22 protein-coding genes, 1 tRNA gene and 1 pseudogene are annotated in these 21,881 nt (G+C 55.4%); 10 read left to right on the forward strand and 14 right to left on the reverse strand.

Annotation, left to right across the window (positions count from 1 at the left end):
* Window positions 1–88 precede the first annotated feature (88 nt).
* The 3 genes from AN476_RS08830 to AN476_RS08835 all read left to right on the forward strand — a co-directional run bounded on the left by AN476_RS08830 (window position 89) and on the right by AN476_RS08835 (window position 1,437).
* A complete protein-coding gene (locus AN476_RS08830) occupies window positions 89–1,000 on the forward strand; it encodes a LysR family transcriptional regulator (RefSeq protein ID WP_054460877.1) in 912 nt (303 codons plus the stop codon).
* 50 nt (window positions 1,001–1,050) lie between these two features.
* Window positions 1,051–1,176: a hypothetical protein gene (locus tag AN476_RS23545; protein ID WP_083464295.1), complete on the forward strand. Its 126-nt coding sequence runs from the start codon at window positions 1,051–1,053 to the stop codon at window positions 1,174–1,176.
* A 111-nt stretch (window positions 1,177–1,287) separates the two neighbouring features.
* The gene (locus tag AN476_RS08835) at window positions 1,288–1,437 is read left to right on the forward strand and encodes a hypothetical protein (RefSeq protein WP_157063719.1); all 150 of its coding nucleotides are present in this window, start codon (window positions 1,288–1,290) and stop codon (window positions 1,435–1,437) included.
* A gap of 33 nt (window positions 1,438–1,470) precedes the next feature.
* Here the strand turns inward: AN476_RS08835 and AN476_RS08840 are convergent, their stop codons facing one another.
* The 9 genes from AN476_RS08840 to AN476_RS08880 form a co-directional block, all read right to left on the reverse strand.
* Window positions 1,471–3,003, reverse strand: a complete 1,533-nt coding sequence (locus AN476_RS08840; protein ID WP_054460882.1) for an acyl-CoA dehydrogenase family protein — start codon at window positions 3,001–3,003, stop codon at window positions 1,471–1,473.
* A 144-nt stretch (window positions 3,004–3,147) separates the two neighbouring features.
* Window positions 3,148–4,020, reverse strand: a complete 873-nt coding sequence (locus tag AN476_RS08845; protein ID WP_054460884.1) for an amidohydrolase family protein — start codon at window positions 4,018–4,020, stop codon at window positions 3,148–3,150.
* A 16-nt stretch (window positions 4,021–4,036) separates the two neighbouring features.
* Window positions 4,037–5,854, reverse strand: coding sequence for a feruloyl-CoA synthase (locus AN476_RS08850; protein WP_054460887.1), 1,818 nt, complete (start codon window positions 5,852–5,854; stop codon window positions 4,037–4,039).
* A gap of 3 nt (window positions 5,855–5,857) precedes the next feature.
* Window positions 5,858–6,340, reverse strand: a complete 483-nt coding sequence (locus AN476_RS08855) for a MarR family winged helix-turn-helix transcriptional regulator (RefSeq protein WP_054460889.1) — start codon at window positions 6,338–6,340, stop codon at window positions 5,858–5,860.
* Window positions 6,341–6,344: 4 nt separating this feature from the next.
* On the reverse strand, window positions 6,345–7,112 hold the full coding sequence (locus AN476_RS08860) for a crotonase/enoyl-CoA hydratase family protein (RefSeq protein ID WP_054460890.1): 768 nt from the start codon (window positions 7,110–7,112) through the stop codon (window positions 6,345–6,347).
* 10 nt (window positions 7,113–7,122) lie between these two features.
* The gene (locus AN476_RS08865; protein WP_054460892.1) at window positions 7,123–7,887 is read right to left on the reverse strand and encodes an SDR family NAD(P)-dependent oxidoreductase; all 765 of its coding nucleotides are present in this window, start codon (window positions 7,885–7,887) and stop codon (window positions 7,123–7,125) included.
* Window positions 7,888–7,973: 86 nt separating this feature from the next.
* Window positions 7,974–9,290 carry a TRAP transporter large permease gene (locus tag AN476_RS08870; protein WP_054460894.1) on the reverse strand — a complete coding sequence of 439 codons (1,317 nt, stop codon included), beginning with the start codon at window positions 9,288–9,290 and terminating at the stop codon, window positions 7,974–7,976.
* Entirely contained in the window at window positions 9,277–9,870 is a 594-nt protein-coding gene (locus AN476_RS08875) for a TRAP transporter small permease (RefSeq protein WP_054460895.1), read from the reverse strand. Before AN476_RS08875 ends, AN476_RS08870 begins: the two co-directional genes overlap by 14 nt.
* A gap of 56 nt (window positions 9,871–9,926) precedes the next feature.
* The gene (locus AN476_RS08880; RefSeq protein ID WP_054460897.1) at window positions 9,927–10,979 is read right to left on the reverse strand and encodes a TRAP transporter substrate-binding protein; all 1,053 of its coding nucleotides are present in this window, start codon (window positions 10,977–10,979) and stop codon (window positions 9,927–9,929) included.
* Between the two features lie 898 nt (window positions 10,980–11,877).
* On the opposite strand from AN476_RS08880, the gene AN476_RS08885 reads away from it, so the two are divergent.
* Window positions 11,878–12,159 (forward strand): hypothetical protein, encoded by a 282-nt coding sequence (locus AN476_RS08885; RefSeq protein ID WP_157063720.1) that lies wholly within the window; start codon window positions 11,878–11,880, stop codon window positions 12,157–12,159.
* Window positions 12,160–12,587: 428 nt separating this feature from the next.
* Here AN476_RS08885 and AN476_RS08890 read toward each other — a convergent pair whose 3' ends face one another.
* Complete coding sequence (locus tag AN476_RS08890) at window positions 12,588–13,475, reverse strand: LysR family transcriptional regulator (protein ID WP_054460901.1); 888 nt, start codon at window positions 13,473–13,475, stop codon at window positions 12,588–12,590.
* Window positions 13,476–13,582: 107 nt separating this feature from the next.
* Between AN476_RS08890 and AN476_RS08895 the strand changes: the two genes are divergently transcribed.
* The 5 genes from AN476_RS08895 to AN476_RS08915 all read left to right on the forward strand — a co-directional run bounded on the left by AN476_RS08895 (window position 13,583) and on the right by AN476_RS08915 (window position 18,923).
* Complete coding sequence (locus AN476_RS08895) at window positions 13,583–14,740, forward strand: ABC transporter ATP-binding protein (RefSeq protein ID WP_054460903.1); 1,158 nt, start codon at window positions 13,583–13,585, stop codon at window positions 14,738–14,740.
* 1 nt (window position 14,741) lies between these two features.
* The gene (locus tag AN476_RS08900) at window positions 14,742–15,722 is read left to right on the forward strand and encodes a carbohydrate ABC transporter permease (protein ID WP_054460906.1); all 981 of its coding nucleotides are present in this window, start codon (window positions 14,742–14,744) and stop codon (window positions 15,720–15,722) included.
* Window positions 15,722–16,684 (forward strand): carbohydrate ABC transporter permease, encoded by a 963-nt coding sequence (locus AN476_RS08905; protein ID WP_054460908.1) that lies wholly within the window; start codon window positions 15,722–15,724, stop codon window positions 16,682–16,684. The genes AN476_RS08900 and AN476_RS08905 overlap by 1 nt, the downstream gene beginning before the upstream one ends.
* Window positions 16,685–16,794: 110 nt before the next feature.
* Window positions 16,795–18,042 carry an ABC transporter substrate-binding protein gene (locus AN476_RS08910; RefSeq protein ID WP_054460910.1) on the forward strand — a complete coding sequence of 416 codons (1,248 nt, stop codon included), beginning with the start codon at window positions 16,795–16,797 and terminating at the stop codon, window positions 18,040–18,042.
* Between the two features lie 62 nt (window positions 18,043–18,104).
* Window positions 18,105–18,923: a metallophosphoesterase gene (locus AN476_RS08915; RefSeq protein WP_054460911.1), complete on the forward strand. Its 819-nt coding sequence runs from the start codon at window positions 18,105–18,107 to the stop codon at window positions 18,921–18,923.
* Window positions 18,924–19,705: 782 nt separating this feature from the next.
* Here the strand turns inward: AN476_RS08915 and AN476_RS23550 are convergent.
* The 3 genes and pseudogenes from AN476_RS23550 to AN476_RS08925 form a co-directional block, all read right to left on the reverse strand.
* Window positions 19,706–19,783, reverse strand: a pseudogene (locus AN476_RS23550) (transposase); the annotation flags it as partial.
* A gap of 501 nt (window positions 19,784–20,284) precedes the next feature.
* Window positions 20,285–20,361: transfer RNA gene (locus AN476_RS08920), tRNA-His, on the reverse strand.
* A gap of 43 nt (window positions 20,362–20,404) precedes the next feature.
* The gene (locus tag AN476_RS08925) at window positions 20,405–20,887 is read right to left on the reverse strand and encodes a GNAT family N-acetyltransferase (RefSeq protein WP_054460913.1); all 483 of its coding nucleotides are present in this window, start codon (window positions 20,885–20,887) and stop codon (window positions 20,405–20,407) included.
* Between the two features lie 88 nt (window positions 20,888–20,975).
* On the opposite strand from AN476_RS08925, the gene AN476_RS08930 reads away from it, so the two are divergent.
* The gene (locus AN476_RS08930; RefSeq protein ID WP_054460915.1) at window positions 20,976–21,164 is read left to right on the forward strand and encodes a DUF6324 family protein; all 189 of its coding nucleotides are present in this window, start codon (window positions 20,976–20,978) and stop codon (window positions 21,162–21,164) included.
* Between the two features lie 26 nt (window positions 21,165–21,190).
* On the opposite strand, the gene AN476_RS08935 is transcribed toward AN476_RS08930, so the two are convergent.
* The gene (locus tag AN476_RS08935; protein ID WP_253279867.1) at window positions 21,191–21,700 is read right to left on the reverse strand and encodes an MmcB family DNA repair protein; all 510 of its coding nucleotides are present in this window, start codon (window positions 21,698–21,700) and stop codon (window positions 21,191–21,193) included.
* Between the last annotated feature and the right edge of the window lie 181 nt (window positions 21,701–21,881).

Below are 21,881 nucleotides of genomic sequence, written 5' to 3' on the forward strand. Positions count from 1 at the left end.
CCCAGAACGCTGATTTCGATGATCTCTGGGCGACGGACGCGAAAAAACCTAATGACAAATCGCACAATGCGATATTAGAGATTTTTATATGGACCGTTTTTCAAATATTAACACCATCCTGGCGTTTGTTACCGTGGCTCGGGAAGGAAGCGTTTCGCGTGCTGCTGAGGTGCTGAACCTGACCCAGCCAGCCATTAGCCACCAGATCAAACGGCTTGGAGAAGAGACGGGAATCACACTGTTCAACAGAACACCCACCGGCCTTCAGATCAGCCATGACGGCGCCGCAGTCTTGGCAAAGGCCGAACAGGTTCTGGATGCAATGAGTGATTTCCAGCGCAGTGCCCGCCAAAGGTCTGGCCGGATCAGCGGCAAACTCAGGATCGGAACGATCGTTGATCCAGAGTTTATCCGGCTTGGTCGGATATTGGCGCGCCTGCGAACAGAACATCCGGACATTGAAACTGAACTGACCCACGGTGTCAGCGGCGATATTATGACATGGCTGAAACGGGGTCAGATTGATGCAGGTTTCTATTTGTGCGGACCGGACGACCTATCCCTGATGGGATCGGATACGGAAGATCCAATACATGCGATCAAACTTGCCGATTTCACCTATCGCGTGATCGGTCCGATCGGGTGGCAAAAGAAGATCGAGAATGCCGATTGGCCTGAGTTGGCGAAACTGCCTTGGATCGGCACGCCCGAACGGTCCGTCCACTATCGCCTTTTGTCCAAAATCTATACAAATCCAGCCGACCGTCTGGGGGTCGTGGCACGTGTCGACCAAGAGGCCTCAATGCTCGAGATGGTGCGATCTGGCATCGGCCTCAGCCTTTGTCGCGAATCCATCGCGCTCCACCAAAAACAATCCTTCGGTCTTGCGGTCTGCAATTCAGTTGCGGTGCCTGCTTGTCTTTGTTTCGTTGCCTTAGAGCGCCGCAAAGGCACCCCGATGCTTGCAGAGACGTTCAACCTGTTGCAGAGTTCATGGTGACTGCCGTTGGGCCTGGCACTACATTCAACCTGTTGCCACCCTAAAAGACTATGAACGGCCCTGGCGACAAGATCTTTGGTCGCCGGTTCCTTTCAGCCCCATTGGTACGTCTGGCAGGTTCCATGCAGATGCATCTGGGTCATGTTGCCCAAGCCAATGGTCGCTGGCGGGTTTAGGTGTCTTATGGCAAAGGTACTTAGTCAATCCAAACTCTAGAAAATTGGCTTGAAAACGATCCCGCCTCGTCGATGTTCAAGCAAACACGCAAGGACCAGGATATCGATGCAGTGATCGACCTGCGCGTAGTGTTTCAACAGCCCTTTGACGAGATAGCGTACACTGCTGAAACCGCTCAAAAGCAAACTTGGGCATCAGGGTCACGAAAAGTAATCTATATCGACCACAAAGATGAAGACGATACCTTCGACATGCGCTGAACTGCGCCCTGCCGAGGGCCACCAGGCTGTCCGTTACACGGACAGCCTTAGCATTCTGGTTGGGTTGGGATGACGGGCCGCTATTTGACTGATCCGTGCTCGAATGCAGGCCAGGAGAACGTCACTGGAACTGCTCATAAACTGATGTGCCAGAGAAGATGGATCTTCAACTTCTCCGAGGCGGGTTCGCAGGTCTCTCCAGGCGCGCAAAGCATGATGGATCCTGTCGTCCTGGGTTTCTTCGGCTTGCGCGGCGACATAGGCTTCAAATGCATCACCTGCCGCCCCCGGCGCAAGGCGCGTTGCCAGCATCCGTTCGTGGATACCGTTTGCCCCTTCATAGATCGCCGTTATGCGGGCATCGCGGTAGGTTTGCTCCAACCGGTATTCCCGCAGATAGCCATAACCGCCAAGAACTTGCATGCCCAGTTCCGCCGCGCGCATGCCGGCCTCAGTGCAAAAGACCTTGGTCAGGGGGGTGAGGAACTCGACCAAATCAGGGTCGCCCCCCCGCTCCATCGTCACGCAGGCAAGATGGGCCATAGCGCGCCCGGTGACCGCAAGCCTGTCGATTTCAGTCAGCATGCGGCGCACATCAGCATGCTGGTCAAGGCGCGCCGGGGACCCATCAGCTCTGCGCCCCTGCACGCGCTCGGCCGCATAGGAACTGGCGATGTCATAGGCCCGCGCAGCATGCGCCACCCCCTGCAGCGCCACATCAGCGCGGGCATGGTTCATCATGGTGAACATCGCCTTCAACCCCTTGCCCTCTTCACCAATCAATTCGGCTTCGGCCCCCTCAAAGGCCAGCTGGCAGGTCGGCGAGGCATGTAGCCCCATCTTTTCTTCGATCCTTGTGACCATGACCCCATTGCGGCTGCCATCGGCCCGGGTGCAGGGACAAAGGAAAAGGGACAATCCCTTTATCCCGTCGTCAGAGGTTCGGGCCAGCACAAGGTGCAGGATTCTATCGCTCATGTCCTGATCGCCGCCCGAGATAAAGATTTTCTCGCCAGTGATGCCCCAGCTGCTCCCTGATGGCGCGGCACGACAGCGTACAACACTAAGATCAGATCCCGCACCCGGTTCCGTCAGACACATCGTGGCGATGGTTTCTCCCGAGGCCAAGGGCGGGATGTGGCGGAATTTCTGATCGTCCGAGCCAAATCGCATCAGCACGCGCACCGCGCCGGGGACCAAGCCGGTGACCATTTGCAGGCTATGGTTCGCACCCGAGAAGATTTCAGACGTGATTGCCAGCGTCAGCGCCCCCAATCCTTGACCACCATATTCTTCCGGTGCTGTCAGAGAGGGCCAGCCCTGTTCAACATAGGCGCGGTAAACCTCGGCAAAGCCATCGGGCATCGACACGCGACCATCCGAAAGGGTGCAACCCTGAATGTCACCGGGTTCGTCCAACGGGGCAATCTCGCCTTCCGCAAAAGACGCAAAATGGCCACCGATTTCAGCTGCGAATTCTGCGTCCCAGTCCGGCAACGTATCTGCACCAGCAACATGGTTGAGCGAGAACAGAATGTCCTCAATCGGTGCCTGAAACGGCTTCATGCTATTGTTTCCTCATGCTTTAATAACGTTTGGTGCAATGCACGCTTTGCCCCATTGGGTGTGCGGCTCAGCGGACTCGCGACGAGGTTTGATCAGTCGAAATCTTGTTCAGAAAGTCGATTGCCGCAGGCACCCAGATTTGTATTACATCAGTCCCAAAAGCCGGGCTGCGTTGTTCTTGATGATGTCTTCGCGCAGGTGATCCTTGATCGCGATCTTGTCAAAATCAGCCAGCCAGCGTTCCGGTGTGATCATCGGCCAGTCAGAACCAAACAACACCTTCTTCTTGAGGATCGAGTTACAATACCGCACCAAGATTTCGGGGAAGTATTTTGGCGACCAGCCCGACAGGTCGATATAGACATTTGGCTTATGCTGGGCAACGGCCAGCGCCTCTTCCTGCCAAGGGAACGAGGGGTGCGCCAGAATGATGTTCATGTCGGGGAAATCCACTGCCACATCATCCATATACATCGGGTTGGAGTATTTCAGCCGCATGCCGTTGCCACCCCGCATGCCAGACCCCACACCGGTTTGCCCAGTATGGAACAGGGCAACGCATTTATGTTCGGCCAACACCTCGTAGAAGGGGTAGGCCATGCGATCATTGGCAAAGAAGCCCTGCATGGTCGGGTGGAACTTAAAACCTTTGACGCCGCATTCCTCGATCAAACGACGTGCTTCACGCACGGCCATCTTACCCTTCCAGGGGTCGATGGAGGCGAAGGGGATCAGCACATCGCTGTTATCCTTGACCTGTTCAAGCACCTCGTCATTGGAATAGCGCCGATAGCCGGTTTCCCGTTCCGCATCCACGGGGAAAATCACCGCCGCAATGTTCTGTTCACGGTAATGGGCTGCAGTTTGCGGAATGGTCGGTGGATGTTGCCATGGCGCGCCAAAATAGTTGGCCATTGTGGATTGCAGATCATCATAGCCATCGTCGGAATGGCAGCCGCAGGGTTCCTCGGCATGGGTGTGGATGTCGAGTGCGCGGACCTTGGAGATATCAACCATCTGTCCTGTTCCTTTATTATAACGTGATGGTGGCAGGATCGGCGCCATCATAAAGCCGGTCCAGCAAAGCCGCGCGGCGCGTCAGCACCTTGCGGAAGTTCAAATTGCCCTTAGCGGTCATTTCCCCCTCTGGCATCGAGGCAGCCTCGCTGAGCACGATGGCGCGAGAAATCTGCGTCGAGCTGCCTGAAATCTCGCGGGCGCGTTCGACTAGGCGACGGTGGATTTCGCCCTGCAACAGGTCACAACGATAGGCTCCGTTGTCCTCTGTCAGACCAAAACCTTCGCGTTTCAGCTCGGTCACATCGGGGAAGACCATCACACCGATCTGGTGTTTGTCGGCGCCGGTGATCACCAGATCGGCAGCCAGCGGAGCAAGACAGGCGAGCATGTCTATACGCAGTTGCGCGGCGCGCACCCAGGTGCCCGTCAGCAGTTTAAAATCTTCGGAAATACGTCCGTCGAACTTCATGCCCTTGTTCATGTCCGTCTTGTCGATGAACTGCATGGCGTCGCCGGTGATAAAAAACCCTTCATCATCAAAGGCGTCTTTTGTCTTTTGCGGGTCCTCGAAATAGCCGGGCATCACCTGCGGCCCTTTGATCCGCATCTCGCAACGCATATCGGCATCCGGGATCAGTTTGAGCGTCACCCCGTTTAGTGGCACACCAACCACACCGGAACGGTCAATCGGTTCACTCTGCATCATCGTGGCGGGGGCGGTTTCAGTGAGTCCCCAGGAGGATGTCATCAAAGGAATTTCGCCCTTCACCTCCATCGCCATTTGTTCAAAGCCCGACCAGATATCCTGCGGCAGCGAAGCACCGGCGTAGAAGATCAGGTCGAGATCGGCAAAGAAGCGCTGGCGCAGATCGGCATCCTGCTGCAAGGCCCCCAGAAGCAGACCAAAGCCGACGGGAACATTGAACACCAATGACCCAGTCACCATCGACAGGTTTTCCACGGTGCGGTCGAACAGGCCTTTCACGGGCTTACCGTCATCAATGTAAAAACTGCCACCATTGGCCAGCATCATGTTGAAGTTATGCGAACCACCAAAGACGTGATTCCACGGCAGCCAGTCGACCACACGTGGTGGGCGGGCGCGCAGGAAGGGCAGAGCGTCCGCAATCTGAGTCTGGTTTACACACATCATGCGCTGCGTGGTCTTCACCCCTTTGGGCGCCGACGTGGAGCCCGAGGTCATCAGGATTTTGGCAACGGTATCCGGTGTGACCTTGGCATAGGCCGCATCGACATCAACGCCGCTATCGCCCTTCAGCAACTCATCAAAGGCCGTTACTTTGCTATTCTTGCCCGGGCGGCTGGCAACGACCTCTATGCCGTCCAGTGCATCCAATGCCAGGGCCTCAGCGTATTGGTCGGCATCCACCACATAGGCCATTTTGGGGTGCACCAGTTCGATGGCATGTTGCAGCCGGCCATGGGCCCCGTGGATCAGCGAGTATTGTTCGGCGACCGGTGCCGTTGGCACGCCGACATATTGCGCGGCCAGCGACAACAGCCCGTGATCGACTCCATTGCCTGACATAATAATGATTGGCGTATCCGGCCCCATGCCGCGCGCCAGCAAGGATGCGGCGATGGCCCGGACCTTTTGCAGGGTTTCGCCATAGCCCTCCTCGCGCCAGCCCGCACCGCTGCGTTCGGCTAAAAAGATGCGCTCGGGTGCCTTTTCTGCCCATTCGTGCAACCAGACACCGGTTTTGTCGACAACCGGGCCCAATTCATGTGTCGAGCGCAGCAAGATTGTCCCGTCGTTTCGGTCTTCCCGCAGAACCGAGTGGTTTTTGAACTCTGATGTCCGTTTCATGGCTCACCCCTTTCTCGGGCTTTTCTCGATCTGCTTCATGGCAGCGATCACCGTGGCGCGGGTGGTCTCGTCAATTCCGTCAAGCAGCACAGATTCGTGCGCGATGACGGCAGCCACGGCCTTTTCATACAAACGCCGCCCCGCCAGCGTCGCTATCAGCGCATAGGCCCGACGGTCGGTGGGCACCCGTTCGCGATTGATCAACTCGCGTCGCTCCAACTCGTCGATGATGACGACAAGGTTGGGGCGTTCTATGTCCATTGCATCGGCCAGTTGAGACTGGCGCAATCCGGGATTGTCGACGATCAGAACCAGCGCCGTATAGGTCAACATCCGCAAATCAAATGGCTTCAGTGTCTGCACAAGGTCGGCTTGGACCACGTTAAACGCGCGCTTCATGTGGTAGCCGATGAAATTGCGGAGCGTTTCATCATCGACTTGATGGACAGCAGTGGCTTCAGCGGGTTTCGAGGCAGGTTTTTTCATGTCATCACCGGAATTTAGGGGCGCGTTTTTCCAGAAAGGCGCGCAGACCTTCCTCGGCATCTGGCGTGGTTTGCGACAGGGCGGCCGCCAAAGATTCTGTGAACAGCCCGTCGGCTTGGCTCATGTCATTGATCCGAGCGATCGCGTTGATCATCAGATAGTTTGACATCGGCGCATTACGTGCGATTTTGCCGGCCAGATTTTGCGCCAGAGGCAAGGCTTCCCCTTCACCTACTGAATAATGCGCAAGTCCAAGTGCGACACCGTCTTCGGAACCGTACTTTCGACCCGTCAACATCATCTCGGTCATACGGTCCGCACCAAGCAACCGGCCGACACGTGCGGTGGCCCCGCCCCCAACAAATATACCGCGACGCCCTTCGGGAAGCTGAAAGATTGTCGAGCTTTCGGCGATGCGTACGTGGGTTGAGGCCGCAAGCTCCATCCCCCCCCCGATCACCGCGCCAAACATCGCAGAGACAACAGCCAAACCACCGGATTGAATTTTATCCATCACCCCGTGCCAATGGCGCGAATGGTGAAGGTTTTCTTCGGCCGAACGGTGTACATGTTCTGACAGGTCCAACCCAGAACAATAGTGCCCCTCGATCCCGGTCAGGATTACCACCCGAACCTCCTTTGGCGGCGCCGAGAAAAATGCATCAAGCGCGTTGAGAAGCTCCTCGCACATCGCATTGCGTTTACCAGGTCGGTTCATGGTCAGAGTAGCGACTGGGCCATCGACCTCGATCTTCAGGATTTCAGATGTCATATAGATGTCCTTAGCGCGGCGGCAGGCGGACCGCGCCGTCCAGCCGAATTGTGGTTCCGTTTAGGAACGGGTTTGCAATGATCTGTTCTGCCAGCATGGCAAATTCTTGAGGTTCTCCCAACCGCGACGGAAAGGGGATGTTGGCGGTGATTTTTACGGCCACCTCTTCAGGCAGGCCTTCCATCATCGGCGTGTGGAAAAGCCCCGGCGCAATGGCCATGACCCGAATGCCGGATTGAGCAAACTCGCGGGCAGCGGGCAGGCACATCGAGGCAATCGCGCCTTTCGAAGCTGCATAGGCTGCCTGTCCAAGTTGCTCGTCCTGCCAGGCGACCGAGGCTGTGTTAATAACCACGCCGCGTTCGCCATCTTCCAAGGGCTCCAGTTCGGCCATGCGACAGGCGCCGTGGCTCATCACATTGTAGGTGCCAAACAGGTTCACCTTCAGGGTTTGCTCAAACACATCGAAGGAGAGTTTCCGTTCCCGCCCGACAATCCGCGCAGCCATGCCAACCCCGGCGCAGCTCACAACAATGCGCGGAGCTCCGCCAAGCTTTTGTTCAGCTTCATCAAAAGCCGCCCCTACGGCGGTTTCATCCGACACATCGGCCTGCACGGCGATACCGCCGATTTCCTCGGCGACGGCCTGTGCTCCGTCAATGTTGAAATCCACCACCGCAACCTTTGCGCCCTGTGCGGCCAGACGCCGCGCGGTTGCCGCGCCAAGGCCGCTCCCGCCACCTGTGACCAGTGCGATATTTCCGTCTATTCGCATTTGAACCCCTCCAACCTAGTTTGTTCGATCATTGCCTTGCTCTCATTTTTCTGCCCGCGTCATGCTCTTGTCTTTGCAACCGCCATTTATTTTGGGATCAGGAACAGTGTAATCGCCGGAAACATGACCAAGATGATGACGCGCAGGATGTCCGACGTGACAAACCACATCACCGCTTTATAGGTTTCCACCATGGGCGTAGATCGATCCATCGCATTGATAATGAACAAGTTCATTCCCACCGGCGGTGTGATCAACCCAACTTCAACCACAATCAGAACAAGGATACCGAACCAGATTGCAACATGTTCTGGGCTCATGCCAAAATCCAGCGCGCTGATGACCGGGAAGAAGATCGGTATGGTCAGTAGGATCATGCTGAGACTGTCCATCAAGCAGCCAAAGATCAGATAGAAGACAAGGATCAGTGACAACACGGCCCAAGGGCTCAGCCCCAGTCCTACCACCCAGGCAGAAAGCTCCTGCGGGACCTGGCTCAGAGCAAGGAAACTGTTGTACAGCCCAGCCCCCAAGACAATGAAAAAGATCATGGCCGTGCTGGTCGCTGTAGCGATGATGCTTTCAACAAAGACATTCCAGCTGAGGTTGCCTGACAGCAAGGCGATAACCCCGGTGCCCGCCGCTCCCACTGCGGCCCCCTCGGTGGGGGTGAACCAACCCAGATAGATGCCGCCCACAACAAGCCCAAAAACCAGCAATACGGGCCAGACATCCACCAATGCGCGGAAGCGATCTGAATAGGGTACGGCCGCCCGGGTTCCGGCGGAATCCGGGTTCAGGCGTACATAGATCGAAATGGTAATGATATAGCCGACCGCCGCCAAAACCCCCGGCACAAAAGCCGCCAGAAACAGCTTGGCGATATTCTGTTCTGTCAGGATGGCATAGATCACCAAAATGACGGATGGGGGAATTAAAATACCAAGGGTTCCACCCGCAGCCAGCGTCGCGGTTGAGAACCCGCCAGAATAGCCATAGCGGCGCAGTTCAGGCAAAGCCACACGGCTCATGGTAGCGGCTGTTGCAAGCGATGAACCACAGATCGCACCAAAACCGGCACAGGCCCCAACCGAAGCCATGGCAACGCCCCCCTTACGATGCCCAAGCCAGCTTTCTGCGGCCTTGAACAGTGCCGATGACATGCCTGACAGGGTTGCAAATTGCCCCATCAGCAGAAACATCGGAATGATGGTCAGTGAATAGCTGGAAAAGGTGGTATAGGTTTCGGACTTGAGCTTGGCGAGAAACATGTTCGCGCCACCCATAGCAAAGTAAAGACCACCAATCCCGCACAGCAGCATCGCCAAACCAATCGGGGCCCGCAGGAAAATCATCAACAACAAGAAGGGGAAGGACGCATAGCCCATTTCAAGCATCGTCAATGGACTGCCCCCCTGCATAGGGCAGGTATTGCCGTCCCGAGACCAGTTCGGCCAGCCGAGCTGCGGCACAATAGATGCCAACGAGCACGGATAAGACAGCTGCCAGAAAACTTGCGGCATAGGCCCACCAGACAGGAAACTGCAGCAGAAACGTTGTCTCCTCGTATGCCAATTTGCTTTGCAACCCGGCAAACAGGCGCGCTGTGATCAGAATAATCACACTCGTCAGAACGACTTCCCAAAACACTGCGATAAACCTGTTCGCTTTGCTGCCCAGCCCATTGGTAAAAACATCAACAGTCGCATGGCTGCCATAAAGCTGGCAAACTGGAAGAAAGGCAAAGATCGCAAAGGCCACTCCGGCTTCAACCAGCTCAAAATCGCCGATGACAGGGCCAACCCCGGTGGAGATCAAGGCCCTTCCTGCCCCCTCCGATAGGGATGCTAAGATTTCCGAATGACCCAAGGTATTCAGACCGCGCCCCAAAACACTGACGCAGGTCAGCAAGACCAGAAAGGTCAGCACCAGCCCCCCTGTAACCGCCAGCATACGCGCCATTCGCTCCACCCATTTCAGCATGTCTTTCCTCCCAGAAGACAAATTCCCCAAACCGGATGGCTTGGGGAATATAAGATTTACTCTGACGTATGTTTGGCAATCAGTTCCAGCGCACGTGCGCGCAGACCAGTACCATCCAGGCCCTTGCCATCCATTTCGGCGACCCAGGCCTCAGTTGACGGTGCAGAGGCGGCTTTCCACTCGTCGACTTGTGACTCGGACAGGGAAATGATGTTGTTGCCGCGCTCAGTTGCCTGCTTCAGGCCAGGCGCGTCATCTGCCTGCATCTGACGCCCGGCAAAAGCCGAGAACTCCACGCCAGAGTTGGCGTCGATCACAGCTTTCAGATCATCAGGCAGTGCATCCCAACGGGCCCTATTCATCGCAAAAATGAAGGTGGTGGTATAGAGTGACGAGTCTCCGAAAGTTGTGTGATTGCTCACCAACTCGTTCACTTTCAGCGGAACCGTTACCTCCCAGGGAATGACCGTGGCGTCGATAACACCTTTCGATAGAGCCTCAGGGACGGCCGGAATCGGCATGCCGACAGGGGTCGCGCCCAAAGACTGGAACATCGTGTTGGTCACGCGTGTCGGCGCTCGAAGCTTTACGCCGTTCAGATCTTCAAGAGATGAAATCGGCTTAGCCGAGTGAATAAGACCGGGGCCATGCACCCAAAGACCCAACACTTTAAATTGCTTGAAGTCGGTGTCCATCATGGTTTCTTCAGCCAGTTCCCAATATGCCCGTGAGACGGCCTCGGCATTGGTCATAGTGAAGGGAAGTTCGAAGACTTCTGCCCGCGGGAAGCGACCAGGCGTATAACCGGATACCGTCCAGACGATATCGGCAATACCATCAACAGCCTGATCGATCAGTTGCGGCGGTTTGCCCCCCAGCTGCATCGAAGGATACCGCTGTATCTCAATGCGACCATCGGATTCGGTTTCAATTTTGTCAGCCCAAACATCCAGAATGTTCTTGGGAACACTTGCCTGCGCTGGCAGGAACTGGTGCATCCGTAGAGTAATGTCGGCAGCGAGAGCGCTTGTGGCTGTGACGCTCAAGGCCAACGCCGAAACAGCGGCTGCGCGTGCGTACAGCAGAATACTTCTTCGAGATTTGGTCATTGGTTCCTCCCTTAAGACCGACCAATAGCAATGCAAAGGCACTTCCATTGATACGTGTCCATAATTGTTATTCTATATAACTATTATTTTCAATAATTTTAAACCGCCGTATTTCAGGGCGTTACCCGATTTCGAAACCCATGAGGCAATAGCGGCCAAACAAATCCGGCGACATGAGAGGAACTGTTCAATCCGATTCTGTCGCTAATCCGCTAAACTGGTTCCAGCCAGTGACGCAAACATCGCCGTGGCAGAAGGCAACTCGTGCAACAAAGAGATGCAAAATCCCCAATGCCAAGTGAGCACGGTAACCTCATCCAATGCCTGAAATGATCAGGAGGCACCTGCTTGATCACGTACGGAGGTCAGGAAAACCTCGCAACCGATGATTTGACTGTCAACGAGATGCTGCCGATCAACGAAAGACCGCGTATCCTACAGCTCTACGGCGCGAAAATGTGAGCGCACGTAAAACTATGGCCCCGCAAGTGCTCGCATCAAGAACCCAACACTTCTGCTTTGGTGCAGATTTTTCGATCTTAGTCCTCGTCTGACGGTTGGGCTTGATGCTCATGCAGCCGGAGTTGGAAGATTTCCCAGGCTGGAAGCCACGGAAGTCTTGGAAATGCCCATGGAGAATGAGCGCTGCCCCCTGGTGGGGTCGTGATTGTCGCGATTGATTTGGCGTTTTTAGGACGCTGGCCAGCGCACTCTTGCAAATGGGTAACCACGGATGTTGATTTCTTGCTCAGGCGCATCGCAGCGGCGTGACACCTGCCCACAAATCGGATCATTCTACGAGCGGTCATACCCAAGTTTACACTGCGGTTTTTCCTAATTTTAAACATGCAGCACTTCCTAGATGCGATTGTTAAGGTACTTCCGCGAAAACTATCTCATGAACTATCGCGAAACAGAATGCGCATGCCGACGCAGCAACACCTCTGCAACAGCTATCCACCAACACCTGCTGGCTACTCGCGTGACGACGGGCTCGCAACAAAAGGAACTCGCAGTGAACGCGGGCATCAAGTACATGACCTTTCGCTCCATAAAACAAAGCCGATCTCCTCCTGCCAAACTCATGAGAGTTTTCTTGGCTGCGATCTCGGCGGACTTCAATTTCATCTTAGGAGGCAAGCTTGGCCTTTGCAGAGCAAATTTTCTACCCAAGAAATGAAGGACTTCGAACGCCTGAAACCACCTTCGCGTTCAAGGTGTCAGACGAGTTTTAATAGCATACAGAATATGGTGGCGGGGAGACAGGGATTCGAACCCTGGGAACGCTCTCACGTTCAACGGTTTTCAAGGCTGTAGGTTTTGCCTCCTTTTCAGCCCTCTAGCCGCAAAATTTCCCAGTACATACCATGAACATAGGGAGAAAGTGGGAAACCTCTATTCAATTCATTGTAAGAGCACATTCCACGTCTATGCAGATCGAACGGCTTAAATTGGGGCTAGAGGGTCCAACACCGCTTTGACACTGACGGCCCATAGCAGACATTGACTGCTCAGTAACGCGCCGCAATGCAGCGTCAATAATCCAGACCTTTACTGTGGCTAGGCACAAGCCCTACCAGGCGAGACAAATGGGGCTAAGATTCACTTCTACCGCTCAGGGTCAGAAAAGGCCGAAGACGACGCCGTATCGATAAAGGCCTTCACCAACCGTAGACCTGCCCGGTCTTTTGGCGCCACAACAGCGGTTTCATGGGTTTCCGTGAGCTCCGCTATAGGCACTTCCCTCAGGCCGCGCGATATTAATCCGCTGTTCCCGAGAAAGATGGCAATGCCTGCCCCTTGAAATACGGCTTCGCACATGAGGGGAAAGGTAGTCATTTTTATTTTGCGTTGGAGCTGGATGCCCTTTTTGGCTTCAGCCTCCCGTACCACACGCTCGGTCAATGACCCGCTTTCTGGTAAAATCACTGTTTCCTGTCTCAAGTCCTCAAAGCTCAAAATCTCCCGATCTGCCAGCGACGACGAGGGCAACAGGTATGCAACGTAGCGGGTCTTTTGAACGGGTATCCGTTCCCAATCATCAATTTTGGGCGCGTCAGTGATCAACCCGACATCCGCGCGCCGCTCGCGCAAAAGCCGGGTTGCGGTGGTCCAACCATAAAGCGCGAAGTCGATTTCTACGTCTGGATAGGCCATGCGAAATTGGCTGATTGCCCGTAGAGCCGGAAGTGGCGCATTTGCAATTATCTTGAGATGTCCACGCGCCATGGCCTCATAGCCCTCCAGACGCTCGCGGATCGAAGAATCCAAAGTGACAAGGCGATCTGCCAGATCATACAGGTCCTGCCCCGTTCGGGTCAGTGCAATGCCTTCACGACTGCGCAACAACAGTTGCGAACCAACCTGTTTTTCCAGCTTTGTCACATGCTGGGTGATGGCCGATTGGGTGACGCCAAGGCGCACAGCGGCGGCTGAAAAGCTACCTTCCCGAACCACATAGGCAAAGGCCACAAACTGATGATGGTTGGCGCGCATAGGACCTCTCTTTCGGTTCGACTTAGCCCCCATTAGTTTCACTAATATGACGTCACAAAAGTGAAGGCCCAAGTTCCTAAACCATCCCTGTCAGATGGAGGAATCAGATGGCCGGGCTAAGCATCACAAACATCAACAAACGCTTTGGCGAGACCGAAGTGCTAAAGGGTGTGTCTCTCGACATTGCGGATGGTGAGTTTGTTTCACTTGTCGGACCGTCTGGCTGCGGAAAATCCACATTGCTGCGGATCATTGCAGGCCTGGAAGAGCAAACCTCAGGCGATGTGCAAATCGGCGGGACCTCCGTAGCAGGACAGCGGGCTGCCGATCGCAATCTGTCGATGGTGTTTCAATCCTACGCCCTCTATCCCCATCTGAGTGTCGGCGAAAACATTGCGGTGCCGCTCAAGATGCGGCGTATGAACACTCTGCAACGATTGCCTTTGCTTGGCGGTGTAATACCCGGGAAAGCGCAACGGGCAGCGGAGATCGCCAAGGAGGTCGCCCATGCTGCTGAGATCCTTGAAATCGCCCATCTGCTGGACCGAAAACCTGGGCAGTTATCCGGCGGGCAGCGACAGCGGGTGGCGCTCGGGCGGGCCTTGGTCCGCGACCCTGCTGCCTTCCTGTTGGATGAGCCACTCTCCAATCTGGACGCAAAACTGCGGGTTCAGACACGCGCTGAGATTGCTCAACTACACCGCCAACTGAAGGCAACCTTCGTCTATGTGACCCATGATCAGGTCGAAGCGATGACAATGTCGGATCGCATCGCAGTCATGATGGGCGGGCGCATTCTGCAATGTGCTGCACCTGAAACAGTCTATGATGATCCAGACCGGATCGAAGTGGCCGAGTTCATCGGTTCGCCAAAAATCAACCTGTTGCCGGTCGAACTCAGCGAGACCGGACAGGTCCATTTGTTGGGTCAGCCTCTTTCCCTCACGACAGGTCGCCGAACCAAAGGTGTTGGCTCCCTTGGATTGCGCCCCGAGGCCCTCTTCCTGACCGACAGAAACGCTCCGCTTCGCGGTCAGATTGTACATGCCGAGAACCTGGGGTCAGAGATGTTTGTCCAGGTCGAGGTGAACGGCCTTGGGTCTCGCATTACCTTCCGGACCACACCAGACAAACGCGCATCATTGGCCCAAGGAGCAACGGTTGGCCTGGATTTCGACGCTGACAAAGCCCTGGTTTTTGATGCCATTGGAGCCCGTGTGCGAGACATCCACTCAACCACAACATCGAAAACCGAGGTGGCCTGACATGTCGTTGGCAGACGGAGTGCCACACGAAGCCGTGGCTGCAAAAACAAAAACCCACAACGTCAAAGAACGTCGCGCCGCCTGGATCCTGACAGGGCCAGCCCTGATCCTGATGGTGGCAATTCTGCTGGCTCCAATCCTTGTCGCAGGCCTGCTGTCCTTTACCAATTACTCCCTTGGAAACAGCGGGTTCGACTGGGTCGGCACCCGAAACTACGAAAAGCTGTTCACCCGCTCGACCTATGCAAAAATGTTTACTGCCACGCTGACCTATGTTGTGACTGTCGTGCCTATTTCAGTTGGCTTGGGGCTGGGGGCAGCATTGTTGATCAATTCCCTGGGCCGGTTTCGCGAAGCCTACAAAACAATCTACTTCCTGCCGGTCATGGCGACCCTCCTAGCGATGGCTATCGCCTGGGAGTTCATGTTGCATCCTTCCATTGGCATGATCAATCGCACGCTTGAAATGGGCTGCGGCACGTTTCTGGAACGGATCTGGCCCTTCATGGCCAATGGCTGTGCCGGGCACTTCCCGGTCTGGTTGGGCGACAAACGTTATGCGATCTGGGTCATCAGCTTTATCGGCATCTGGCAAGGCTTTGGTTTCAATATGGTGTTGTACCTTGCTGGTCTGACCAGCGTTCACCGGGAGCTCTATCACGCCGCTGAAATGGATGGCGCAAAATCCGCCTGGGAGCGGTTCCGGCTGGTGACCTGGCCAGCCTTGGGGCCAACCACGGTTTTTGTTGTCACCATCTCCTGTATCCGTGCCTTTCAGGTCTTTGACACAATCGAGGCCTTTTGGCCCCAGGGCGGCGGCCCCAACAAATCCACCTATGTGATGATGTTCGCCATTTTTGAAAAAGGCGTGCAGCAGAACCTGATCGGTATCGGTTCGGCCATCACCATGGTGTTTCTCGCATTTGTCATGTTCCTCACCCTGATCCAGCGCTGGCTGGTGGAACGAAAGGTCCACTACTGATGACCCATGATTGGTGGAAACATCTCCTTTTGATCCTCGGCGTGATCGTTGTCATTGCCCCGTTTTACATGATGGTCAGCTACTCCTTTAAGTCGCCAGGAGAAATCGACCGGGGCGAAGGTGGTTTCTTTGGCCGCCAAGAGATGATGGTTGATGAGCGATGCGTTGTTCGGAGAGATCCAAGCCGAGCCGAAATCACCGCCGCGGCTCCGAGGTTTCCGGGGCAAAATGACAGGGGCATTCGTGACGCCCTCGTTGCTGAAGCAGAAACCGACTGCTCCATGCGCCCGGTGGTGTTCAACTACACTATGGCCTTCACCGAGGCGCCTCTGCTGCGCTACTTGATGAATGGCATCATTGTAACCGCATCTATTTTTCTGATCCAGGTCGTGGTGGCCCTGCCAGCGGCCTATGCCTTGGCCAAGCTCAAGTTCTGGGGGCGAGATGCGGTCTTTGCGCTGGTTCTGTTTTGCCTTTTGATCCCAGTTCACGCGATAGCCCTGCCGCTCTACATCCTGCTGGCCAAGCTGGGATTGACCAATACCTATGCTGCATTGGTGGTACCCTGGACGATCTCGGTCTTTGGCATCTTCCTGATGCGCCAGTTCTTTATGACAGTACCTGACGATCTGATTGATGCCGCGCGCATGGACGGGATGAGCGAGTTTGCCATTGTCTGGCGAGTGATGCTGCCCACGGCGATCCCGGCACTTCTTGCCTTTGCCATCTTCTCGATCGTGGCCCATTGGAACGACTATTTCTGGCCGCGTATTGTCGTCACTGGCAACCGCGACCTGTTCACGCCCCCCCTAGGCTTGCGCGAATTCAAGGGCGGCGGCGATGGCTCGTTTTTTGGCCCAATGATGGCGACCGCCACCGTCATCGTAACCCCTCTGATCGTGGCCTTTATGCTGGCGCAACGGCGCTTCATCGAGGGCATCACATTGAGCGGCATGAAATGATTTTGGGGGCACCCTCACAGGTACCCCCAACCCGAAATCCCGCAAGGGACAAACCCGGAGCCTCCGTCTGCAAACAACGGCTCCAAGACCCGGCAAGAGAGGACTATTCCATGAAACTGACCGCCACCGCAATGGCCTTGGCCCTGAGCGCCACCGCCGTTTTCGCCGAAGACACCGTAACCATCGAATTTGCCTATCCCTATAGCCATCTGTTTGATGTGACTTACGAAGCGATGATGCCCGCCTTCAAAGAAGCGCACCCAAACATCGAGGTGAAATTCCGCGCCACATATGAATCCTATGAAGATGGCACCAATACGATCCTGCGCGAAGCCGTATCGGGCAACCTGCCTGATGTGACCATGCAGGGCCTGAACCGTCAGCAGATCCTTGTCGACAAAGGCATTGCAAAATCTCTGGAGCCCTTCATCGCCAAGGAAGCGGATTTTGCCAAAGAAGGCTATCATGATGCCATGTTGTCCCTGTCTACCTTTGACGGCAACGTACACGGGCTGCCATTCTCAGTTTCCCTGCCGGTTGGCTATTACAACATGGATGTACTTAGCGCGGGTGGCATCGACGCCCTGCCAACCACTTGGGACGAGGTGATCTCTGCCTGCGAAACCATGAAGGCCAATGGCGTTGAGAACCCCATCTTCTGGGGTTGGAACATCACTGGCAACTGGTTCATGCAGGCCCTGATGTGGTCCCAGGACAAAGCGATTGTCGACAACGGGCACGTGACCGTCGACAGCCCCGAAGCCCTCGCTGCCATGGAGCAGATGCAAGAGATCTTCACCAAATGTGAAATGCAGAACCTTGAGTGGAAAGCGGCACTTGCTTCTTTCTCCGCCGGTGACATCGGCATGATGTTCTGGTCGACCTCCGCTCTGGGCGCGGTTGAGCGTTCGCAGGGTGATTTTGAACTGGTCACAGGGCCTTTCCCAGGCATGGGCGAAACACCCAAAGGCCTGCCCGCCGGTGGCAACGCCGCCTTGCTGACCTCCACTTCGGACGACCCCAAGGTGCAAGAGGCAGCATGGGCCTGGCTCAAGTTCATCACCTCGGGGGACGGCGCTGCGGAAGTGGCAAAGACCACTGGTTACATGCCGCCGAACAAGGCTGCAAACGAAGTGATCCTAGCAGATTTCTACGACCAGAACCCAAACAAGCAGACTGCCGTTGATCAGCTGCCACTGCTGCGCGACTGGCTGGCCTATCCGGGCGACAACGGTCTGGCGATCACCCAGGTGATCTACGACGGGATCGAGCGCATTGTCACGGGCGACGCCACCGACATGAAAGTGCTTCAACAGGAACTGGTTGAAGAAGTCGCTGACCTGCTGCCAAACGGCTAGACCTTTTTACTTCGGCCGCGTGGAATTGCCCGCGCGGCCGCATTTCCTTTGGACAGAAACACATGAAAATCATCCACATTTCGGACATTCACCTGACAGTTCCCGGCGAAGAGATGGGCGGATTGGACCCCCATGCGCGTTTTGAACAGGCGCTGGCGGATATCGCCACCCATCATGCTGATGCAGCGCGTATCATCATAACTGGTGATCTGACCCATTGGGGTGAACAGGCGGCCTATGAAGCGCTGCAACAGGCAATCGCAGGTCAGCAAACACCAGTGCGACTGATGATCGGAAATCACGACAATCGCAGAGCATTCCTCTCCGTTTTTAAGGATCATCCCACTGATACGGCTGGGTTTGTAAATCACGCTGAAACTCTTGATGACGTGCGCTTCATCTACCTCGATAGTGTTGGGGAACAAACCCACGCGGGCCATTTTTGCGAAACGCGTCGCGCATGGTTACAAAACGAACTTGTTCGCTGCGACCGTGCCCGTATCTTTCTGCATCACAATCCGATGCTGTTGAACCTCCCAGCAGTAGACAAAATTGCCCTGGTTGAAGAAGACCGCGGCCCTTTCCGTGACCTGATCCAGGATCACGCAGCCAAGTTAGACTATGTCCACTTCGGCCATGTGCATGCCCCGATCCACGGGAGTTTTGCCGGGGTTCAATTTGCCAGCGTACCTTCGACCGGCAACCAGTCCATCCCGGATTTCAACGAAGCGGAATTGCTAAAGGGCGCTCCCATGGCTCCGTCTTACTTTGTGTTGCTCATTGACGGGGCGGACACATCGATCCATCAAATGCCGTTTGCCTGGGAAGGCCCGATTGCGGCCACTGGCACCGGTTGGGAGGACTGGGCCAAGCCGGGCTAGGCAGCACAATTGTCAGGATCTCTATCTGCGCAATCTACGTCACTGGCGATTGGAACGCATCTTCCTTCATAGCGAGGATTGCTCCTTCTAGCTAGTGCAGGTTCTTAAGTTCTTAGTTGTTGTCTTCTGGGCCTGTTCTGAAACAAGTACCTTGCGGACACCCACTTGGTTTGGACTTACCACGCAAAAGTTCCGGTCTCTCAGTTCATGTTAGGCAGCCTGTCTCTCGAAAGCCAAGGGACTTTTCCCGCCAAGGGATGAATGTCGTCTCCGCGGGTTGTAGAACCCATGTGTGGATGCCCCTTTCAACGCAAGAAGTTTTTCAGATTACTTGGAACAAGTGATCAGCGCAGTCGTGTGTCTGGCCTGTACATGCAGCTTTCACTCACTGCTGGCCTGTATGGCGTCCGTGGATTGGGTCCAAATCGTTGATGCGAGCACGTGGCTCCTGGCTTCTATCTGGTTTTCCCACCCCCGTCTTATGACCGTTGTTCCTTACTTTCCTTCGCCCTTCTCACATTGCAGCTTTACTCCAACGCATGGTGCAAAGCTTATGTAGCCAGCGTTGGAATTCGATAGTTCTCTTTTGTGGTTGTTAACGCCCAAACAGTACGGGCAAGCTTGTTTGCCAGTGCAGTCGCCACCAGCATGCGAGGCTTGCGCACCAGCATCTTGGCAAGCCGTGATCCAGGTAGTGGACCTTTCCGGATGGCCCAACGGATGACGGCCATTGCGCCTGTGATTAGAAATCGTCATATATCGCGCTGTCCCATTTTTGAGGTTCAACTTAGGATTTGTCGCCCACCGGTCGACTTCTGCCTTGGTACAAGTCCGCACCAAGCTGCAAACTCACGCCCATTAGAAAACTCGGGACATGGTCGATCCTGGTCTCACCACCATGACCAAGCTCATCTCGAAAACGAGGGCCTCGCTGCCAGAGCCCTAAGAGTTCGATTTGACCGCGGTTCCAGAGATCCGGGAGCGATTACTTGCTATATGGCCTCAGAACGCCGTGAGCCCAGTCCTTCTTGCCAAGCGCAGCAGAGGCCTCCCCAATACGACAAGCGGGTGGAACCAGACCGGGAAGCGAATGCGCAAATTGGCAAAGGTGCCGGAAGAGATCATGATGATGGACATCAGAGCAGGTGCAGTTACTGAGGCAAAATCCCTTGGCGTCAGTGAACACGAATTCCGCGATACAGCCCAGCACTTGCAATCTCAGACTACAAATCGCTGCTCCCGGCACAGGTCTGACAACGCAAACAGAGTGGTACGACTCAGAAACTCAGGGTAATTCGGATCATACTTTCCGAAAACATGTTCCGAAACAATTTTTGAAAACCGGTAAGTCTTTGATTTGGTGGTACCACCTCCCCGGCTCGAACGGGGGACCTCCTGATCCACAATCAGGCGCTCTAACCTACTGAGCTAAGGCGGCACTGCGGGCGATTTAGCCTAGAGAAAACCGAAGCGCAAGAGCTTTATAGCACAACTTTCCAGCTTTGTTCGATCAAATCCTGCCCAAAGGAGTGAACCGGCTTGCTGGAAACCAATTGCCAGCCAAAAGCCACATAAAGCGCACAGGCCGCAGTATGGCTTTCATGGGTCCAGAGCCGCATATCGCGGTAGCCAGAGCTGCGGGCGAAGGACATACATTGACGCATCAGTTTCTTGCCCAACCCCTGCCCACGAGCTTCGGGTGTCAGCAAAAACAGGCGTAATTTTGCTGTGGTTTCACTTTGGCGCACACAGAAGATCGAGCCCAGACGCTCGACACCGCGATGAGCAATCCAGCCCTGTTCACAATGGGGATCATGGGTTTCGCAGAAATCCTGCAGAATCTGTGCAACCAGCGGCCCAAAACTGTCATCAAAGCCTTCGTCGCGCGCATAGAGATCCTGGTGGCGGGCAACCAACCATTGGCAATCTGATGGTTCGAATCGGCGTAGAGCTACAGGGTCCATAGCCCATCAAACCCCAGAGCAGCTTGCCTTTCAACCCAGTGCAGGCTAGCACCAAAGACTGGCACTAGATCTGCGGCAGGAGTAGAAAATGGGTATCAATACCGAACGCGATATCGAAGCAAACATCCAAATCGGCCCCACCGATCACGGCATGGTTCGGCTCTTTATCGAAGCCGACGGCATCGAGATTCCGATGGATTTTGAGCCCGAAGAAGCCGAAGAAATCGCGGATGAGATGCGCGCTGCCGCCCAGGCTGCCCGCCTCGTCAAAGGCTGAAACAGCCTGTCATTCGCCGGTCCAGCCTAGGGCAGAGGCGCAGCAAAGAGTTGCCCGTTCCGACCGGGACGCGGATCACGCAAGGATTGCAGCCTCCGGGCTGCATCCATGGCAAATTTTTGGGTCAGCTTCTTGCGCCGAGGGGCAGCCAACCGATCTTCTGGCGCCATGCGCACCAGCTCGGCATCGTAGTCATCGGCCATAATCAACCCGGTGCCTTGGGGCAGCACTTCAACCGGGAAATCCGGGCTCACAGCCCAAAAATACCGGTCACACCAGTCCAGATAGCCCTGCCATTTGGTGTCAGACTGAAAATCCTCACGACTGGATTTGCATTCCACCACCCAGAGCTCCCCTTTGGGCCCCAGGCCCAAGACATCCACCCGCAGCCCGCGCGTTGGCACAAATTCCTCGAGTGTGACAAAGCCCAGCGTGTGCAGGTGACGCGACACACCTCGGGCCAGGCGCTGCCCTGGCTGGAGCCGCGCCTTGGAAGGGCCAGTGGGGTGGCCAGTGGATCGGGTGGAGTACATCATGAAAGTACCGTGAACAATTAGGGAACAAAAATCAAGTCCTCTGCATCTGTCACGGCAGCATACCCTTTGGGGGCACTGATAGACTGGTAACTCCCGGGCCTTACCAGCCGCAAAACACCCCCGCACCAAAACCAGTGCCTCTTGCGTTGCGGGCATCCGGGCACTACCTAGGAGGCGTGGC

The organism is Phaeobacter sp. 11ANDIMAR09, from assembly GCF_001294455.1.
Classification (GTDB): Bacteria; Pseudomonadota; Alphaproteobacteria; order Rhodobacterales; family Rhodobacteraceae; genus Pseudophaeobacter.

Excerpts from the sequence above, each read along its gene's own strand:
- AN476_RS08880 (WP_054460897.1), bottom strand. The coding sequence starts at position 10,979 with ATGACCAAATCTCGAAGAAGTATTCTGCTGTACGCACGCGCAGCCGCT.
- AN476_RS08900 (WP_054460906.1), top strand. The coding sequence starts at position 14,742 with ATGTCGTTGGCAGACGGAGTGCCACACGAAGCCGTGGCTGCAAAAACA.
- AN476_RS08935 (WP_253279867.1), bottom strand. The coding sequence starts at position 21,700 with ATGATGTACTCCACCCGATCCACTGGCCACCCCACTGGCCCTTCCAAG.
- AN476_RS08890 (WP_054460901.1), bottom strand. The coding sequence starts at position 13,475 with ATGCGCGCCAACCATCATCAGTTTGTGGCCTTTGCCTATGTGGTTCGG.
- AN476_RS08840 (WP_054460882.1), bottom strand. The coding sequence starts at position 3,003 with ATGAAGCCGTTTCAGGCACCGATTGAGGACATTCTGTTCTCGCTCAAC.
- AN476_RS08895 (WP_054460903.1), top strand. The coding sequence starts at position 13,583 with ATGGCCGGGCTAAGCATCACAAACATCAACAAACGCTTTGGCGAGACC.
- AN476_RS08865 (WP_054460892.1), bottom strand. The coding sequence starts at position 7,887 with ATGCGAATAGACGGAAATATCGCACTGGTCACAGGTGGCGGGAGCGGC.
- AN476_RS08850 (WP_054460887.1), bottom strand. The coding sequence starts at position 5,854 with ATGAAACGGACATCAGAGTTCAAAAACCACTCGGTTCTGCGGGAAGAC.
- AN476_RS08875 (WP_054460895.1), bottom strand. The coding sequence starts at position 9,870 with ATGCTGAAATGGGTGGAGCGAATGGCGCGTATGCTGGCGGTTACAGGG.
- AN476_RS08830 (WP_054460877.1), top strand. The coding sequence starts at position 89 with ATGGACCGTTTTTCAAATATTAACACCATCCTGGCGTTTGTTACCGTG.
- AN476_RS08910 (WP_054460910.1), top strand. The coding sequence starts at position 16,795 with ATGAAACTGACCGCCACCGCAATGGCCTTGGCCCTGAGCGCCACCGCC.
- AN476_RS08905 (WP_054460908.1), top strand. The coding sequence starts at position 15,722 with ATGACCCATGATTGGTGGAAACATCTCCTTTTGATCCTCGGCGTGATC.
- AN476_RS23545 (WP_083464295.1), top strand. The coding sequence starts at position 1,051 with ATGAACGGCCCTGGCGACAAGATCTTTGGTCGCCGGTTCCTTTCAGCC.
- AN476_RS08925 (WP_054460913.1), bottom strand. The coding sequence starts at position 20,887 with ATGGACCCTGTAGCTCTACGCCGATTCGAACCATCAGATTGCCAATGG.
- AN476_RS08855 (WP_054460889.1), bottom strand. The coding sequence starts at position 6,340 with ATGAAAAAACCTGCCTCGAAACCCGCTGAAGCCACTGCTGTCCATCAA.
- AN476_RS08860 (WP_054460890.1), bottom strand. The coding sequence starts at position 7,112 with ATGACATCTGAAATCCTGAAGATCGAGGTCGATGGCCCAGTCGCTACT.
- AN476_RS08885 (WP_157063720.1), top strand. The coding sequence starts at position 11,878 with ATGAACTATCGCGAAACAGAATGCGCATGCCGACGCAGCAACACCTCT.
- AN476_RS08915 (WP_054460911.1), top strand. The coding sequence starts at position 18,105 with ATGAAAATCATCCACATTTCGGACATTCACCTGACAGTTCCCGGCGAA.
- AN476_RS08930 (WP_054460915.1), top strand. The coding sequence starts at position 20,976 with ATGGGTATCAATACCGAACGCGATATCGAAGCAAACATCCAAATCGGC.
- AN476_RS08845 (WP_054460884.1), bottom strand. The coding sequence starts at position 4,020 with ATGGTTGATATCTCCAAGGTCCGCGCACTCGACATCCACACCCATGCC.